We start from the raw sequence: 15,543 nt of genomic DNA on the forward strand, positions 1-15,543 counted from the left end.
ACTAAATATGAAGTATAAAAAAGCTATAATTTCATCCTTTATTGCAGGAAGTGCAGGCTTTGTTTTAGGTTACGATATGGGAGTATCAGGTGGAACTATAAATAATGTAGCTACACACTTTAATCTTAATTCAGCTTGGGAAGGATTTGCATTATCTGTTTTTATAGTAGGGGCAGTTTTTGGGAGTCTTTTTACTAAGAGAATAAATGATGATATGGGAAGAAAAAAAGCGTTAATTATAGGTACTATACTAATGTTAATTGGAGCAATTGGAGTATATATATTTGGTGATAAATTTAAACTATTTCTATTATATAGAGGGATAGCTGGAGCGGGAATGGGATTATTATTTTCTTCAGAACCATCATATGTAACAGAAATTGCACCTCCTAGTATAAGAGGAGGATTAGGATCGATACTACAATTTACAACGGGATTAGGAATAATTGTTGGTTATTTTATGACATTTATTATGTTAAATCATCAAAGTTTATCTCAAGATAACATTTGGATGTGGAAAACAATATATGGAACTGAGGTTATTGTAGTTATAATTTATTTAATTTTTTTATTTTTTATAGTAAATAGTCCAATTTGGTTTTTAATGAAAAATAGAGATGATGAAGCGAAAAAGCTTATGGAAGAAATATGGCCTGATATAGATAGTGATAAATTTATAGAGACACATAGTAAATATAATAGGAATGATGATGAAACAAAGAATATAGAACATCAAATGGAAAAAAGTGGAAAATTAAAAAAATTGATATTTATATCATTTTTTATGGCTGCTTTAACGGAACTTTGTGGTATTAATCCATTGATTTATTATTCATCAGATATTTTTAGAAAAATAATGCCCGAAGGTCCTGATACAGCTTTTTATCAAAGCATAATAAATGGGATATTTTTTACAATAGGCTCTTTAATTTCTATGCTTACAGTAGATAAATTTGGAAGGAAGACTTTGTTATTTATAGGTACATTTATTATGTCAGCTTCTTTATTTATAATAGGAATCCATATCTATATGGATGCTTATTCTATGCTTCTTGTTTATTTAGTTTATCTATTTATATTTTCTTATAACTTTTCAGCAGGAGCTATAAGATTTTTATATATAGGTGAATTATCTCCAACTCCATTAAGAGCATATAGCCTTGGTTTTGCGGGGATTATAAACTGGATGAGTGATTTTTTAGTATCATGGACGCTTCCTATAATAGCGAATAGTATTTTTTTAAACAGGATTTTTAAAGGATCTTCAATATTTTTTATTTATTCAGTTTTTGGATTTATTTTTTTTATTTTAGTTTTTACAATTCCTGAAACTAAAGGAAAATCACTGCATGAAATTTCAGAATACTGGAGTTTAAAAGATGGATAGGAGGAAAAAGTTATGGATAAAATCTCAAATGATGATTTATTGAAAAAATTAGAAACTGATGGAAAAAATGGATTATCAACTGTAGAAGCTCAAAAAAGATTGTCAAGAGATGGAAAAAATGCATTAGAAGAAAAAAAAGAAACTCTTTTAGAGAAATTGATGCCATATTTTTGGGGGCCAATTCCTTGGATGATTGAAGCTGCAATTGTACTATCATTAATAACAATGGATATAAAAGATTTTATAATTATATTGTTATTACTTTTACTAAATGCTTTTATTGGATGGAGACAAGATAAAAGTGCTCAAGATGCACTAGCAGCATTAAAAAATGATTTAGCATTAAAAGCTAATGTTTTAAGAGATTCTAAATGGCAAGAAATTCCAGCGTCAGATTTAGTTATGGGAGATATTGTTGCAGTAACTTTAGGAAATGTTGTTCCTGCTGATGCTCAAATTTTAAGTGGAGACTACTTAACAGTAGATCAATCAGCTTTGACTGGAGAAAGTTTACCTGTAACTAAAAATATACAAGATGTTATATATTCAGGTTCTATAGCTAAAGAAGGAAGTGTAATAGTCGTTGTAACTGCAACAGGAGTAAATACTTATTTTGGTAAAACAGCAAAATTAGTAGCCGAAGCTGGTGCTAAAAGTCAATTAACAGGTGAAATAACATCTGTAGGTAATTTTTTAATAATTGGTGCAATAATTTTATCTATAATTCTTGTAACATTCCAATTAATATTAATAAGACCTTTAGATCAAACTACTATTTTACGAATAGTAAAAACAGTATTAGTTCTAATGGTTGCAACAATTCCAGTAGCTATGCCTGCTGTAATATCAGTAACAATAGCATTAGGAGCTTTACAATTGTCTAAAATGAAAGCGATAGTATCTAAGTTAAACTCTATAGAAGCTTTAGCTAGTGTAGATGTTCTTTGTAGTGATAAAACTGGAACATTGACACAAAATAAATTAAGTGTTGCAGGAGTTTTTCCTGTGGGAAATAATACTACAGATTTGATGACTATATATGGAGTTTTAGCATCAGACCCAAAAGGAGAAGATGTTATTGATTTAGCTATTGAAAATACTTTAAAATCAAAAGATCAATTAAGTCAATACAAAGTTGATACTTTTATACCTTTTAACCCTGTTATAAAAAGAGTAGAAGCTATTGTAGAAAAAGACGGGAAAAAATTTCATATAGTAAAAGGAGCTCCTCAAGTTATTGTTGAAATGTGTAAATTAGTTGGTGATACTTTAAAAGTAATTCAAGATAAAATAGATGAATTAGCTTCTCATGGATTTAAATCTTTAGGAGTTGCAATAGGTGATGGAGAGACATGGAGTTATGTAGGAACATTCTCTTTAGCAGATCCATTAAGAACAGATAGTAAATCAACTGTTCAAGCTTTAAAAGCAGAAGGAATAAATGTTAAAATGATAACAGGAGATAGTCAAAATATAGCTAAGGAAGTAGCTAATCAGCTTGGAATAGGAGATAATATTTTACTAGCAACAGATGTCTTTGGAACAGATGATAAAAACATACAAATAAACTCAAATATGCAAAAACAGGTAGAGTCAGCTAGCGGATTTGCAGAAGTTTTTCCTCAACATAAATACGAAATAGTTAAAGTACTTCAATCAAAAGGGCATGTTTGTGCTATGACAGGAGATGGAGTTAATGATTCTCCAGCTTTAAAACAAGCTGATTGTGGAATTGCAGTTTCAGGTGCTACTGATGCAGCAAGAGCTGCTGCTGCATTAATTTTAACCAATCCTGGACTTAGTGTAATTGAAAATGCTGTAAATGAAGCTAAAAAGATTTTTTCAAGAATGATGAGTTATATATATTATAGGATAGCAATGACTATTAATATTATGATATTTTCTGTAGCTGTAACACTAATAGGAAAGTATTTAATTCATAGAGTTATACCAGAGGAAGGAAATTCATTTTTTCCATTAACAGCAATAATGCTTGTATCCTTGGCATTACTAGATGATATTCCTATAATGACAATTGCTTATGACAATGCTGAGATAAGTTCAGGACCTTCTGTTTGGAATAAAAAGAAAGTATTTTCTGTAAGTTTTGTTTTAGGAATTATATCTGTTATTCAAAGTATTGCTCTTGTTATATGGGCAGATCGAGATTGGAGTCAAATAACAAGCTTTAGCCAACTGCAAACTCTAGTTTTCTTACAATTAGTTGTTGGTGGACATTTATTATTATTTATAACGAGACGTTCTGGATGGTTTTTTACAAAGCCGTTTCCTCAATGGAAATTATTTTTAGCTATAGTTTTAACACAAATTTTTGTTGTATTTATGACTTATTTTGGATGGTTAGTAGAATCTATAACGATAAAAGATATTTTATATGTTTGGGGTTATAATATTGTATGGATGTTTCCGCTGTCATTTATATCAACTATTTTAAAAAGAATGAAATAAAAATAAAAAGCTGAAATAAATTAATTTTATTTCAGCTTTTTAAATAAATAAGTATAGTTAGTTGGAAAAATATACTTTTTTTCTAATAATTTAATATTCTGATTAGAAAAAATTTTTTCAATTTCTTTAGCTGAATAAATTTTATAATCTCCTGTTTTTAAAAAGGGTAATATAAAATTAACTAAATTTCTTAGAAAAATTGGAAGCCAAATTTCTCCTAAAATAATAATACCGTTTGGTTTTAAAGTTCGCTGTATCTCAGAAATAGCTTTTTCTGGATTAGAATAATGGTGAAATGAATTTATGCAAGTTATAATATCAAAATAAGAATCTTTAAATTCTATATTTTCACTATCTCCAACTTTAAATTCAGCTAAAAGATTTTTTTTATTAGCCTGTTCAATCATTTTAGGAGATATATCAATACCTATTAAATTTAAATTTTTATTATTTTTTGAAAAAACTATTATTATTTTTTCTATTAAATCTCCTTTTCCAGTTCCTAAATCTAAAAGTGTATTCATGGGGAATTTTTTTATCCAATTAATAACATTATCATAATGTTTAAATGAATCTCCATGTTTTTTATTAGACATTTTATTAAAAAAATTAATTGTATTCTCTTTATAATTTATAAGTTTTTTTAATTTCAAATAAATCTCCTTTTTATTTTTTTATAGAAAACCAATGAGTAATAGCAGGAACAGATCCAGGATTACGATATTTATGAGGTGTATTTTTCTTTATATAAATTGAATCTCCTTTTTTTAATTTATAGATTTTTTTATTTGAAAGATTTATTTCTAATTCTCCCTCAATAATAATTCCAACCTCATCATGTGAATGGCTCCATCTTATATTTTCAGAGGTGTGCTTAGGACTTATAATAACACAACTACCATTAAGTTCATAATTATCAGGAATTAAATTATAATATTTAGTTCCCTCTTTATTTGAAGTGAAAAGTAGTGTTCTATTTTCTGATTTTAATATAGTTACAGGCTCTTTTTCTTCTTTTAAGAGATCAATTAAGCTTATATCTAATACTTTACAAATAAGTTGAAGATTAGCTATTGATGGACTATTAATATTTCTTTCTAAATTACTAATAAAACCAACAGAAAGACCTGTTTTTTCAGAAAGTTCTTTAATAGATAAATTACGATCTTTTCTTAAATTTTTTATTTTTTCTGATATTTCCATTTATATATCACCCATCTTTTATATACTTTATAATAATTATATCATAAAAATCATATTATCACAAAATTCAAAATAATGAATAAATTATTCATTATTTTATTGAAAAAAATATGAAACTATGTTACTATCTCAATGTTGATATCAATATTAAATACAAAAAAAGTAGAAAGGACTAAAATTATGTTACTAAGTTTTATATTTTCATCACTAATCATTGCAGCAACACCAGGGATTGCAACAATTTATGTTTTAAACAATTCAGCTTCTTTAGGAAGAAAAGAAGGAATTTTATCAGCATTAGGAATTATGACAGGAGGAATGATTTACAATATAATTGCTGCTGCTGGACTTTCATCATTATTATATGTTTTTCCAAGCTTATTAAGTGTTATAAAAATTATAGGAGGTTTATATTTACTTTATGTAGGTATTATAAGTTTAAAAAATAAAGATATAAATAATTTAGAAAATACTAAAGTAGTAAAAAATAATTGCTATCTTAGAGGTGTTATTACAAATTTAGCTAATCCTAAAATCTTATTATTTTTTGTTACTTTCATCCCTCAATTTGTGATAGACACACAAAACTATGGAAAAGAAGCTCTAATATTGGGAAGTATTTATTTAATAGTTGAGATTATCTGGTTTGTATGTTTAGCTAGTTTTGTATCGCATTTTATAAAAAATATTAAAGGAAATTTTCAAAAGTATATGAATTATGTTTCAAGTGGTGTTTATTTAGCTATGGGTTCATTATTAATAATAAGTTTATAATATCTAAAAAAACAATAAATTACAAATAATAAAAAATAATTATTTTTTACATAAAACAAAAATAACTTTTTTGAAGTTATTTTTTGTTTTATGTATAGTCTCGTATTATAGTAAATTTTATCTCGCAAAATATAAATTTATTTTATATATATAAGATTATAGCAATATAATCAAAATAACCAATCTCGTATTATACATATAATACGAGATTGGTTATTTTAATAAAAAAGTCCATCTCCTAAGTTTTAGAAGATGGACTTTTTTATTATATTTTTTTTCTGTTTGAATTAAATTTATTTGGAGCCTTGTCTGATTTTTTATTAGTATTAAAATTTTTCTTGTTATTTTCATTATATACTTTTATCGGTTTTTTTGATAATGATTTCTCATTACCATGAATTTGAGTAAATTCTATTTTATTTACTTTTAAAATTTCTGTTAATATTTTTTTATCATCTATTGAAGAGAATGATATAACTTTTCCACTTTTATTTGCCCTTCCTGTTCTTCCACTTCTGTGTGTAAAAGCTTCAGCTGTTTTAGGTAAATCAAAATTTATAACATGAGTAACTTGAGGTATATCGAGTCCTCTCGCAGCGATATCTGTTGCCACAAGTATATTATATTCTCCACTTCTAAAGCCTGATAAAGCTGCATCTCTTTGATTTTGAGATAAGTTACCTTGGAAGTTTACAGCTTTTAATCCTTTATTTTCTAATGTTTTACTAAGATGTCTAGCTTTATGTTTCCCGTTTGTAAAAACAATAACTGATTCAATTTCTGAATTATCTAATAATTCTAAGAGTTTAGCTTTTTTATCATCGTGATCTATATAATATAATTCATGCTCTATTAACTTAACAGGATCTTTATATTCAATTTCAACAGTTTTGTGGTTTTTTTGTAAAACTTTAAATGCAAGTGTTTTTATTTCTTTAGGCATTGTAGCTGAAAAGAAAAGAGTTTGCTTTTTTTTAGGTGTGTATTTCACAATTTTTTCAATATCTTTTAAAAATCCCATATCTAACATATGATCTGCTTCATCAAGTACTAAGAATTCAAGTCTCGTAAGTCCTAAATTGCCTTGATTTATATGGTCTAATATTCTTCCTGGACAACCTACAACAATATCAACTCCTGTCTTTAAAGCGTCCGCTTGTTTTTTTACTGATGTTCCACCATAAACAGTTAAACTTTTAATATTAATTTGTTTTCCAAGCTGTAATACAGTACTATTAATTTGTTCAGCTAACTCTCTTGTAGGAGCTATTATAAGAGCTCTTACTCCTTTACCTTTACCTTTTGTTGTTGCTATTTTTTCTAAAATTGGTAAAACAAATGCAGCAGTTTTTCCTGTTCCAGTTTTTGCTAGTCCTAAAAGGTCAATTCCCTCTAATATCGTAGGAATAGCTTGGCTTTGAATAGGTGTAGCTTCTTTATATCCAACAGCTTCTATTTGTGCCATTATTTCTTTCTTTAAATTAAATTCTTTAAAATTCATATTTTCTCCATTTAATATTTTTTGTGTATTAAGTATTATACCATGATTTTAAAGAATATCATATATTTATTTAATAACTTACTACGATAGTTCCCTTTCCATTTTTTTTTGCAGTATAAAGAGCCATATCAGCTTTTTTATATAGTTCTTTTATATCCATTAAATTCACATTTTTTTCTACTAATCCCGCACTTATACTTTTATTCAATTTTTTAAAATCTTCTAAAATAGATTTGGCTATGTTTAATGCATTTTCTTTATTCTCTTTAAGCAATATTAGAAATTCATCTCCACCCATTCTTATTCCATAACTTTCACCATTAGTATTCTTCCTTATTATCTCAGAAAGTTCTTTTAAAATACGATCTCCTTCTATATGACCTTGTGTATCATTTAAACTTTTAAAGTTATCTATATCAAATAAAATAACACTTAAAGTGTTAAAATTAGAGTATATTTTTGATATTTTTTCTTCATAAAAATTTCTATTATAAAGACCAGTTAAAAGATCTTTATAGACTTTTTTATTTACCTCTTCTATACTTTGATAATAAATATAAAATTCTTTAACTTTATCATGTTTTATAGGAAATACTTCAATTAAAACTTCACCTTCTAAGGAATTTAGAATTGGCTTCATACTAATTCCAAAAAATTTTTTTAATTTTTGTTTCTCTTCAGTAAGATAAAATTCTTTTTCAAATACAACTATTTGAAGCGCTTTTGACACATTTTCTAATGAATTTCTAAGTGGACATTCTGGACAATTTTTTGTTTCCCCACATTTTTGACTATTTTCTTCAGTATGAATACAAGTAAATAAATTTCCAAAAAGTTCTCCTAAATGTAAAGTATTTAATTTTTTTTTCTTTATAACACTTGTCATATATTGATTTAAAAATTTTACTTCCGCTTTATTATTTAAAACTACAACTCCTGTTGAAAGAGTATTAAAAATTGACTGTAACTCTTCTAGCATATATATCCCCCAATTATTTTGATTAAATTTTTATTTTCAAATTTTTTTACTCTTATTGCTTTAGTATAACTTTTGTTCAAGAAAAAATCAAACTAATTTTTATTTGTTATGATTATAAACAAATATGAACTAATTATAGTTGCAAAATTGTACCAAAATTTTTATATCAAAATTTCAAATATACAATTATTAAAAACAGGTGTATAATTTTATTCTAAGAATTTACAACTAAAAGGAGTTTTATAATGAAAAAAATTTTACTTACATTATCAATATTAACAATATTTACAGCGTGTGGAAATGACGATAAAAATTCACTTAAAACAGATGAAGTTGTTATTGAACAAACTACTGTTGTTGAAAAAATTCCAACTAACAGTACCGTTGAAGCTCTTGAAGAATCAGTAGCTGCAGATGTAACAGAAGAAACAAGTGGAGAAATTGTAATTCCTAATTCTGAAGTTATCAATACAGAGGAAATTATAGAAACTGTTGCTAATTAATATTTAAATTTAACGTTAAGAAATTTCTTAACGTTTTTTTATTAATGTAAAGGAAATCTAATTTTTTAACTGTACAATATTGTATGTCTACTTTAAAGAGGAGGTGAAAAAAGATATTTTTAAATATCTTTTATAAATAATGGAAGTTAAAGATAATGAAAAAGTTTTAACAGTCAAAGACTGGATTATAATTCAAATTATAATGATGATACCTATTGTTAATATTATAATGTGGATTAAATGGTTAGTTTCTAATAATACTAATCAAAATTTAAAGAACTTTCTTATTGCATCGTTAGTTATGATAATTTTAGGTTCTATAATATGGTTTCTTTCAATGTCTTTATTTATGACTACAAATATGTAAAAGAGGTATTTAATTTATACCTCTTTTTTCATTTATATGCTTTTATATTTAACAGTTCTTCTAAATTTACGAACTCAAACCCTTTATTTTTATAATAAGGAATCAATTTTTTCAACGCTTCGTAAGATGTTGTTTTATCAGGCTGGGTATGCATAAGTATAATGCTTCCATTTTTTGTTTCTTTTTCTTGAGTAGTTATAACTTCATCTAGTTTTCTTTTAGCGTTCCAATCTTCTCCATCAACATTCCATAAAACAATATTCATATCTAATTCTTCTACTGCTTTTTTTACATTTTCAGTAATAATTCCATATGGTGGTCTATACAAGGCTGGTTCAACTCCTAAGATCTCTTTAATTATATCATTAGTCTCTTTAATTTCAGTTCTTACAGCTTCTTTAGAAGAATTTCCAAAATTTCCATGACTATAACTATGATTTAAAATTAAATGCTCCTCTTTATAAGCTCTTTCTACCTCTTTCTTTTTGGAAGGGATATCTTTTCCTATAAAGAAAAATGTCGCTTTTATATTATTTTCTTTCAGTAAATTTAAAACTTTAGGTAAAGAACTATCATTTGGACCATCATCAAAAGTTAAAGCTATTTTTTTATCATTTTTATCTCCATGAGAAAAAATCTTAACTGTAGAAAAACATTGAAAATATATTGAAAAAAATATACATAAAATTATAAATAATTTATTCATAAAACTCCCCCTTATTTAATTTCTTATGTATTTTTATACTTAAAATATGATGCTTTTCTTTTAAAAACTTAACAATGTAACTCTTTTATTTGTAGCATCTAATTCAACTTGAGAACCAATTGGTAGCGTTAACATAGGATGAGTATGTGAACAATCAAATTCAGCTAAAAAAGGTATTTTTTTATCACCAAGAACTTCTAATAAAATCTCATAAGGCCTTTTATTGCTATTTTGATTATTAAATAGTTCATGTTTTCCTAAAATAACTCCACTTATTTTATCAAAAACTTTATTTAATTTTAAAAATGAAAAACTTCGTTCAATATCAGCAGCAGTTTTTAAAGAATCTTCAATAAATAATATATCTCCACTTTTTATTTCAGGCATATATTCACTTCCCCAAATTCCATAAATAGTATTTAAATTTCCACCAATAAGTCTTCCAGAGATTTTTCCAGGAATAACTGTTATTAAATTATTTTTATACATTTTTTTGCATTTTTTTTGATCCTCCCAATTTATAAATTCATCTGTAAATTGTTCCGGAGTTTTTAATAGATAAGGAAATTTTATATTTTCTACTAAAATATTTGAAAAGTAAGAAAAAGTCTCCTCAACTAAAGGAGGAAATTCACCAAAACTAGAAACTAAAGCAGGACCATAATAAGTTATAATCCCTGTTTTTGCATAAATGGCTAATAAAATAGCAGTTACATCTGAATATCCTATAAATATTTTTGGATTTTTTTTAATTTCTTCATAATTTATATAAGGCAAAATGGAGTTAGAATTATTTCCACCAATTGTTGATATTATACATTTTATATCTTTATTTTCAATAAGAGTATTTAATTCACTAGCTCTTTCCAGTATGTTTCCTGATCTATAACCTTGATTTTTTCCAGTAAGATTTCCTGCTAATAGTTTAAATCCTTTTTGTTGTAAAAATTCTATAGCCCGTTCATATCTTCTAGGAGCAAAAAAAGTAACTGGCGAAGATGGTGAATAATAGCCAATTATATCTCCTTTTTTTAATTTAAGCATATACTTTCCTCCTCTATATTTATATTAACTATAAGTATAACTTTATAACTTATTCTTGTAAATAATTTAGTTCAAAAATTTAATTAATTTAATTAACTATTTATAATCTTTGTTAAATTTTTTTATTTAGTTTTTTATGTTATTATTCCTCTTGAGTAAACTTAAAAATTTTTTAGAGGAGATGTATCATGAAAAAAGAAACTGTTTATGAAAAATCATTAGAACTTCACGAAAAAAATAAGGGAAAAATTGAGGTTATTAGTAAAGTATCTGTAACTTCAAAAGAAGAGCTTAGTTTAGCTTATTCACCAGGAGTTGCTGAACCTTGTAGAAGAATAGCAGAAAATAAAACTGACGTTTATAAATATACTTCTAAAGGAAATATGGTCGCTGTTATAAGTGATGGGTCTGCTGTATTAGGACTTGGAAACATTGGAGCTGAAGCTGCTTTACCTGTTATGGAAGGAAAATCTATTCTTTTTAAAGAGTTTGCTGGAGTTAACGCATTTCCTATATGCTTAGATACTCAAGATACTGAAGAGATTATAAAAACTTGTAAAATATTAGCACCTAGCTTTGGTGGAATAAATTTAGAAGATATTTCCGCTCCTAGATGTATTGAAATTGAAACTAGATTAAAAGAGGAGTTAGATATACCTGTATTTCACGATGATCAACATGGAACTGCCATTGTTGTAACAGCAGGAATTTTAAATTCATACAAACTTTTAAAAAAAGATATAACTAAAGCTAAAGTTATTGTTTGTGGAGCTGGAGCTGCAGGATCATCTATCATTAAAATGATTAAAACTTTAGGAGTAGCAGATATTTTAGCTATAGATATTGATGGTATCATTGCTAGAGATGATAAAAATAGGGAATATAACTTTCTAACTAAAGAGTTATCTGAAATTACAAATAAAGAAAACTTAAAGGGTGGATTAAAAGAAGCAATAAAAGGAGCAGATATATTTATTGGAGTGTCGGCACCAAGACTTTTAAAACCTGAAATGGTAAAAGAGATGAATAAAGATTCAATTATTTTTGCAATGGCTAATCCTACTCCAGAAATTATGCCAGAAGAAGCTCTAGCTGCAGGAGCAAAAATTGTTGGTACAGGAAGATCAGACTATCCTAACCAAATTAACAATGTTTTAGCATTCCCTGGACTATTTAAAGGTGCACTTGAAAGTGGAGCAAAAAAAATAACTGAAGAAATGAAGTTTGCAACTTCTCAAGCTATAGCCAATCTTATAACTGATGAAGAATTAACAACTGAATATGTAATACCTAGTCCATTTGATCCTAGAGTTGCAGAGGCTGTAGCAAAATCTATTTCAGATTTAGTTAAAAAATAATCTTTAAAATAAAGAATAAGTGAGGTTTTAATGTGTTAGATACGATATTAAATTCTATTGTACCAGTATTTTTTGTAATCGCTTTAGGGTGGTTTTCTGGAAAAAAGAAAATTGTTTCAATAGAACATAAAAAGGCTTTTGCTGACTATGTAATGATGTTCAGTTTCCCGCTACATCTTTTTATTGGTAGTGCTAAAGCTAATCCTAAGACTCTTTTAGATATTAGAATAATATCTTCATTTGCTTTAGCTTTAATGGGACTTTATGTAATTTCATTTCTTATTCAAAAGCATATTTTTAAATATGATTCAAGAAAAGCTGCACAAGGTTCAATTGTATGTGCATTCCCTAATATGGCATTTATGGGGATTCCAGTATTAACATCTTTAATTGGACCGGAAGCTTTAATCTCTGTTGCAATTGGTAACGTTATAACAAGTGTTTTTATGATTCCTATAACTACAATTATATTAGAATCAAAAGATGCTACAGCAAGTCCTATAAAAATAATTAAATCAAGTTTAATCAACTGTATGAAAAAGCCATTAATTATAGCTCCCATATTAGGATTACTTTGTTCTGTATTTCATATTGAAGTACCTAAGGTTATTTTTCATTCTTTTGAGCTTATCGGGAAAAGTACATCAGGAGTTTCATTATTTTCTTTAGGATTAATTATGGCTAGTTATAAAATTGTTTTATCAGGACAAGTTTATTTCAATATATTTATGAAAAATATATTACAACCTATTTTAATGAGTGGTTTAATTGTTTTATTTCATTTAAAGGGTATTATGGCTAAGGAAATTTTACTACTATGCGCTATGCCAACAGCTACAATTTCAACAATGTTTGGATTAAAATATGGAGTTTCAGAAGTTGAAAGTTCTAGTTCTGCAATAGTTGGAACAATTTTCTCTATTGTAACACTTAGTTTTTTAATATCATTTATACTTTAAATCAAAATATTAATTTTTATACGCAAAAAACACTAGAAATAAATTCTAGTGTTTTTTAATTTTGATATTTATAAAAATTTTCAGGTCTTCCAATCTCTCCATAAGATGTATTTATAATCAATTTATTTATAGAAACCAAATATTTTAAATATTTATTTAAAGTTACCGTACTTATATTAAGATGCTCAGAAAGTTTATTAGCATTCCACCATTTTTTCCTGTTTTCATTTAAAAAAAACTCAATTTTATCTAAAGTTTTTTTATTTATCCCCTTTGGAAATTCTAATTGATTTGAGTCAAAGGCAAAATATTCATCATACTCTTCTTGAATCATTACAGATTTTATAAGTATCTCATTTTTTTTAAAAAATTTTATTATAGCTGAATCTAATCTATTTTGACTATATGGTTTTATTAAAAAATCTATAGCACCAAATGCAATTGCCTCTTTTATTTTATTAGACTCATTTAATGCCGTAATAAAAATAATATCTGTTAATATATTTTTATTCCTAATTTTTTTTAATATTTCAATTCCATTGCTTTCACCTAAATAAACATCACAAAGAATTAAATCAATTTTAGTTTTTTCTAAAACTTCTAATACAGCTGCCTCACTCTTAACTATATCTATAACTTCTAAATTGCTATATTTCTCTAAAAATATTTTATTTATAGATGCAACCATAGGATCATCTTCAACAATTAATACCTTGTATATCATTACTATTCTCCTTGTTTAATATAATTGTAAAGTATTTTCCTCCCTCTACTTCTTCTAAGATAAATCTACCATTATAAAGTTCAATTTTAGACTTTACAAGAGATAACCCTATTCCGCGATTCTCTCCCTTAGAAGATACATATCTTTCAAACATTTTTTCTTTTATGATAGGATCAATTTTTAAACCATTATCAAATACAGTTATCTGAATAGAATCTTCATCTTCTAATAAAAGTAGTTCAATCTGCTTATTTTCTGTTTTACTTTTTTCCAAAGCTTCAATTGCATTCTCTAAAAGATTAGATACTATAGTTATTATATCTAAAGACGTAATAGAACCATGCTCTCTAAATAAAACTGAATCTTGGTCAATAGTAAATAAGATACCTTTTTCTTTTATAACACTGAATTTTCCAATTAAAATTCCTAATATATAATAATCTGATATATTAGCAATTTCAGTTAAAATTTTCATATTACTATTTTCTAAATTTTTCATATATTCTTGAACTAAATCATATTTTTTTAATTGAATTAAACCTGATATAACCTGAAGTTGATTTTTAAATTCATGGTTATTTTCACGAAATCCGTTAATAACATTATTTATACTTGTTAATTCTTTTGCCAAGTTAATAATTTCAATATGTTTATAAAATGTTATGATTACTCCTAGATGAGTTTTTTCTTCTAAAAGATGTATTATACATACAAAAACCTTTTCATGACCAACTTTTATCTCTTTAAAATAAATATTTTTTTTCTCATAAAAAATATTGCTAAATTTTTCTATAAAAGAGTTAATTTCAAATTCATGAAGAATTTCGAAAACTTTTTTATTGATGTTTATTATCTCAAAAGTTGAATTTAAAACAACAACTCCCTCATGAATATTATCTATAATAGCTGCTTGTTGTTGAACAAGACTTTTGGTATTTATATATAATTTTGTGATCTCTTCTGGTTCTAAATCTAACATTTCTTTTTTAATCTTTTTAGCAAAAATTTTTGAACTTATAAAAATAAAAATTGAACTTATTAACGATAAGACTAAAATTTTTAATAAAATTAAAAATATCGTATGTTTAAAAATATTAAAAAGCTTTCCAACCATAACAAAGCCAATAATTTTATCATCTTCTACAATAGGCTCAAACCTTCTATAGGTTAATCCTTGAGAACCTTTAGTTATTATAAAATAACCTTTTTTATTTTTTAAAACATTTTCACTATCTTTGGTTCCAAAAGTTTCTCCTATTTTACTAGGATCTAAATGACTAAATCTAAGGTTATTCTTATCTGCTATAACTACTATATCTACATCTTGATTATTATCAACAAAAACCTCTGCATATTTTTGAAGATTAAACTTTTTAGAAATTATAGATTCTTTTACAAATCTTGTATCAGATATTTCAAGAGCTACTTCATTTAAACTTCTTTTTACTTTGTTAGTTTCATTATTAACTTCAGTATATGTAATTATTCCTATGAGAAGTATTAACAATGGAGTTGTTATTAAAATAGACAATTTTATAACTCTTTGCTCAAATCTACTTTTCATCCTTG

15 protein-coding genes are annotated in these 15,543 nt (G+C 25.9%); 7 read left to right on the top strand and 8 right to left on the bottom strand.

Translation table 11 applies throughout. From position 1 onward, the window contains the following. Positions 1–7 precede the first annotated feature (7 nt). Both NON08_RS13545 and NON08_RS13550 read left to right on the top strand, forming a co-directional pair. The gene (locus NON08_RS13545; protein ID WP_256692152.1) at positions 8–1,387 is read left to right on the top strand and encodes a sugar porter family MFS transporter; all 1,380 of its coding nucleotides are present in this window, start codon (positions 8–10) and stop codon (positions 1,385–1,387) included. Between the two features lie 12 nt (positions 1,388–1,399). Next, on the top strand, positions 1,400–3,856 hold the full coding sequence (locus NON08_RS13550) for a plasma-membrane proton-efflux P-type ATPase (protein WP_256692153.1): 2,457 nt from the start codon (positions 1,400–1,402) through the stop codon (positions 3,854–3,856). A 26-nt stretch (positions 3,857–3,882) separates the two neighbouring features. Here NON08_RS13550 and NON08_RS13555 read toward each other — a convergent pair whose 3' ends face one another. Together NON08_RS13555 and NON08_RS13560 are read right to left on the bottom strand one after the other, a co-directional pair. Beyond that, positions 3,883–4,509, bottom strand: a complete 627-nt coding sequence (locus tag NON08_RS13555; RefSeq protein WP_256692154.1) for a class I SAM-dependent methyltransferase — start codon at positions 4,507–4,509, stop codon at positions 3,883–3,885. Positions 4,510–4,522: 13 nt separating this feature from the next. Then, on the bottom strand, positions 4,523–5,059 hold the full coding sequence (locus NON08_RS13560; protein WP_256692155.1) for a helix-turn-helix domain-containing protein: 537 nt from the start codon (positions 5,057–5,059) through the stop codon (positions 4,523–4,525). A gap of 132 nt (positions 5,060–5,191) precedes the next feature. Here NON08_RS13560 and NON08_RS13565 point away from each other — a divergent pair, with 132 nt between their 5' ends. Continuing rightward, positions 5,192–5,833, top strand: coding sequence for a LysE family translocator (locus NON08_RS13565; protein WP_256692156.1), 642 nt, complete (start codon positions 5,192–5,194; stop codon positions 5,831–5,833). A 265-nt stretch (positions 5,834–6,098) separates the two neighbouring features. Here NON08_RS13565 and NON08_RS13570 read toward each other — a convergent pair whose 3' ends face one another. Further along, positions 6,099–7,334 carry a DEAD/DEAH box helicase gene (locus NON08_RS13570; protein ID WP_256692157.1) on the bottom strand — a complete coding sequence of 412 codons (1,236 nt, stop codon included), beginning with the start codon at positions 7,332–7,334 and terminating at the stop codon, positions 6,099–6,101. A gap of 70 nt (positions 7,335–7,404) precedes the next feature. After that, a complete protein-coding gene (locus NON08_RS13575) occupies positions 7,405–8,313 on the bottom strand; it encodes a GGDEF domain-containing protein (protein ID WP_256692158.1) in 909 nt (302 codons plus the stop codon). Between the two features lie 245 nt (positions 8,314–8,558). Here NON08_RS13575 and NON08_RS13580 point away from each other — a divergent pair, with 245 nt between their 5' ends. Together NON08_RS13580 and NON08_RS13585 are read left to right on the top strand one after the other, a co-directional pair. Beyond that, the gene (locus tag NON08_RS13580) at positions 8,559–8,816 is read left to right on the top strand and encodes a hypothetical protein (RefSeq protein ID WP_256692159.1); all 258 of its coding nucleotides are present in this window, start codon (positions 8,559–8,561) and stop codon (positions 8,814–8,816) included. Positions 8,817–8,955: 139 nt separating this feature from the next. Continuing rightward, positions 8,956–9,183 carry a hypothetical protein gene (locus NON08_RS13585; protein WP_256692160.1) on the top strand — a complete coding sequence of 76 codons (228 nt, stop codon included), beginning with the start codon at positions 8,956–8,958 and terminating at the stop codon, positions 9,181–9,183. Positions 9,184–9,211: 28 nt separating this feature from the next. Here NON08_RS13585 and NON08_RS13590 read toward each other — a convergent pair whose 3' ends face one another. After that, the gene (locus tag NON08_RS13590) at positions 9,212–9,889 is read right to left on the bottom strand and encodes a polysaccharide deacetylase family protein (RefSeq protein ID WP_256692161.1); all 678 of its coding nucleotides are present in this window, start codon (positions 9,887–9,889) and stop codon (positions 9,212–9,214) included. Between the two features lie 60 nt (positions 9,890–9,949). After that, positions 9,950–10,933 (bottom strand): S66 peptidase family protein, encoded by a 984-nt coding sequence (locus NON08_RS13595; protein ID WP_256692162.1) that lies wholly within the window; start codon positions 10,931–10,933, stop codon positions 9,950–9,952. Between the two features lie 188 nt (positions 10,934–11,121). On the opposite strand from NON08_RS13595, the gene NON08_RS13600 reads away from it, so the two are divergent. Next, entirely contained in the window at positions 11,122–12,291 is a 1,170-nt protein-coding gene (locus NON08_RS13600) for an NADP-dependent malic enzyme (RefSeq protein WP_256692163.1), read from the top strand. Positions 12,292–12,323: 32 nt separating this feature from the next. Beyond that, a complete protein-coding gene (locus NON08_RS13605) occupies positions 12,324–13,250 on the top strand; it encodes an AEC family transporter (protein WP_256692164.1) in 927 nt (308 codons plus the stop codon). 55 nt (positions 13,251–13,305) lie between these two features. Here the strand turns inward: NON08_RS13605 and NON08_RS13610 are convergent, their stop codons facing one another. Both NON08_RS13610 and NON08_RS13615 read right to left on the bottom strand, forming a co-directional pair. Beyond that, complete coding sequence (locus NON08_RS13610) at positions 13,306–13,974, bottom strand: response regulator (RefSeq protein ID WP_256692165.1); 669 nt, start codon at positions 13,972–13,974, stop codon at positions 13,306–13,308. Next, on the bottom strand, positions 13,949–15,538 hold the full coding sequence (locus tag NON08_RS13615; RefSeq protein ID WP_256692166.1) for an ATP-binding protein: 1,590 nt from the start codon (positions 15,536–15,538) through the stop codon (positions 13,949–13,951). Before NON08_RS13615 ends, NON08_RS13610 begins: the two co-directional genes overlap by 26 nt. Positions 15,539–15,543: the final 5 nt, after the last annotated feature.

The sequence above is a fragment of the Cetobacterium sp. NK01 genome, from assembly GCF_024506395.1.
Classification (GTDB): Bacteria; Fusobacteriota; Fusobacteriia; order Fusobacteriales; family Fusobacteriaceae; genus Cetobacterium_A; species Cetobacterium_A somerae_A.

Excerpts from the sequence above, each read along its gene's own strand:
- NON08_RS13545 (WP_256692152.1), top strand. The coding sequence starts at position 8 with ATGAAGTATAAAAAAGCTATAATTTCATCCTTTATTGCAGGAAGTGCA.
- NON08_RS13550 (WP_256692153.1), top strand. The coding sequence starts at position 1,400 with ATGGATAAAATCTCAAATGATGATTTATTGAAAAAATTAGAAACTGAT.
- NON08_RS13560 (WP_256692155.1), bottom strand. The coding sequence starts at position 5,059 with ATGGAAATATCAGAAAAAATAAAAAATTTAAGAAAAGATCGTAATTTA.
- NON08_RS13565 (WP_256692156.1), top strand. The coding sequence starts at position 5,192 with ATGTTGATATCAATATTAAATACAAAAAAAGTAGAAAGGACTAAAATT.
- NON08_RS13570 (WP_256692157.1), bottom strand. The coding sequence starts at position 7,334 with ATGAATTTTAAAGAATTTAATTTAAAGAAAGAAATAATGGCACAAATA.
- NON08_RS13575 (WP_256692158.1), bottom strand. The coding sequence starts at position 8,313 with ATGCTAGAAGAGTTACAGTCAATTTTTAATACTCTTTCAACAGGAGTT.
- NON08_RS13580 (WP_256692159.1), top strand. The coding sequence starts at position 8,559 with ATGAAAAAAATTTTACTTACATTATCAATATTAACAATATTTACAGCG.
- NON08_RS13585 (WP_256692160.1), top strand. The coding sequence starts at position 8,956 with ATGGAAGTTAAAGATAATGAAAAAGTTTTAACAGTCAAAGACTGGATT.
- NON08_RS13590 (WP_256692161.1), bottom strand. The coding sequence starts at position 9,889 with ATGAATAAATTATTTATAATTTTATGTATATTTTTTTCAATATATTTT.
- NON08_RS13595 (WP_256692162.1), bottom strand. The coding sequence starts at position 10,933 with ATGCTTAAATTAAAAAAAGGAGATATAATTGGCTATTATTCACCATCT.
- NON08_RS13600 (WP_256692163.1), top strand. The coding sequence starts at position 11,122 with ATGAAAAAAGAAACTGTTTATGAAAAATCATTAGAACTTCACGAAAAA.
- NON08_RS13610 (WP_256692165.1), bottom strand. The coding sequence starts at position 13,974 with ATGATATACAAGGTATTAATTGTTGAAGATGATCCTATGGTTGCATCT.
- NON08_RS13615 (WP_256692166.1), bottom strand. The coding sequence starts at position 15,538 with ATGAAAAGTAGATTTGAGCAAAGAGTTATAAAATTGTCTATTTTAATA.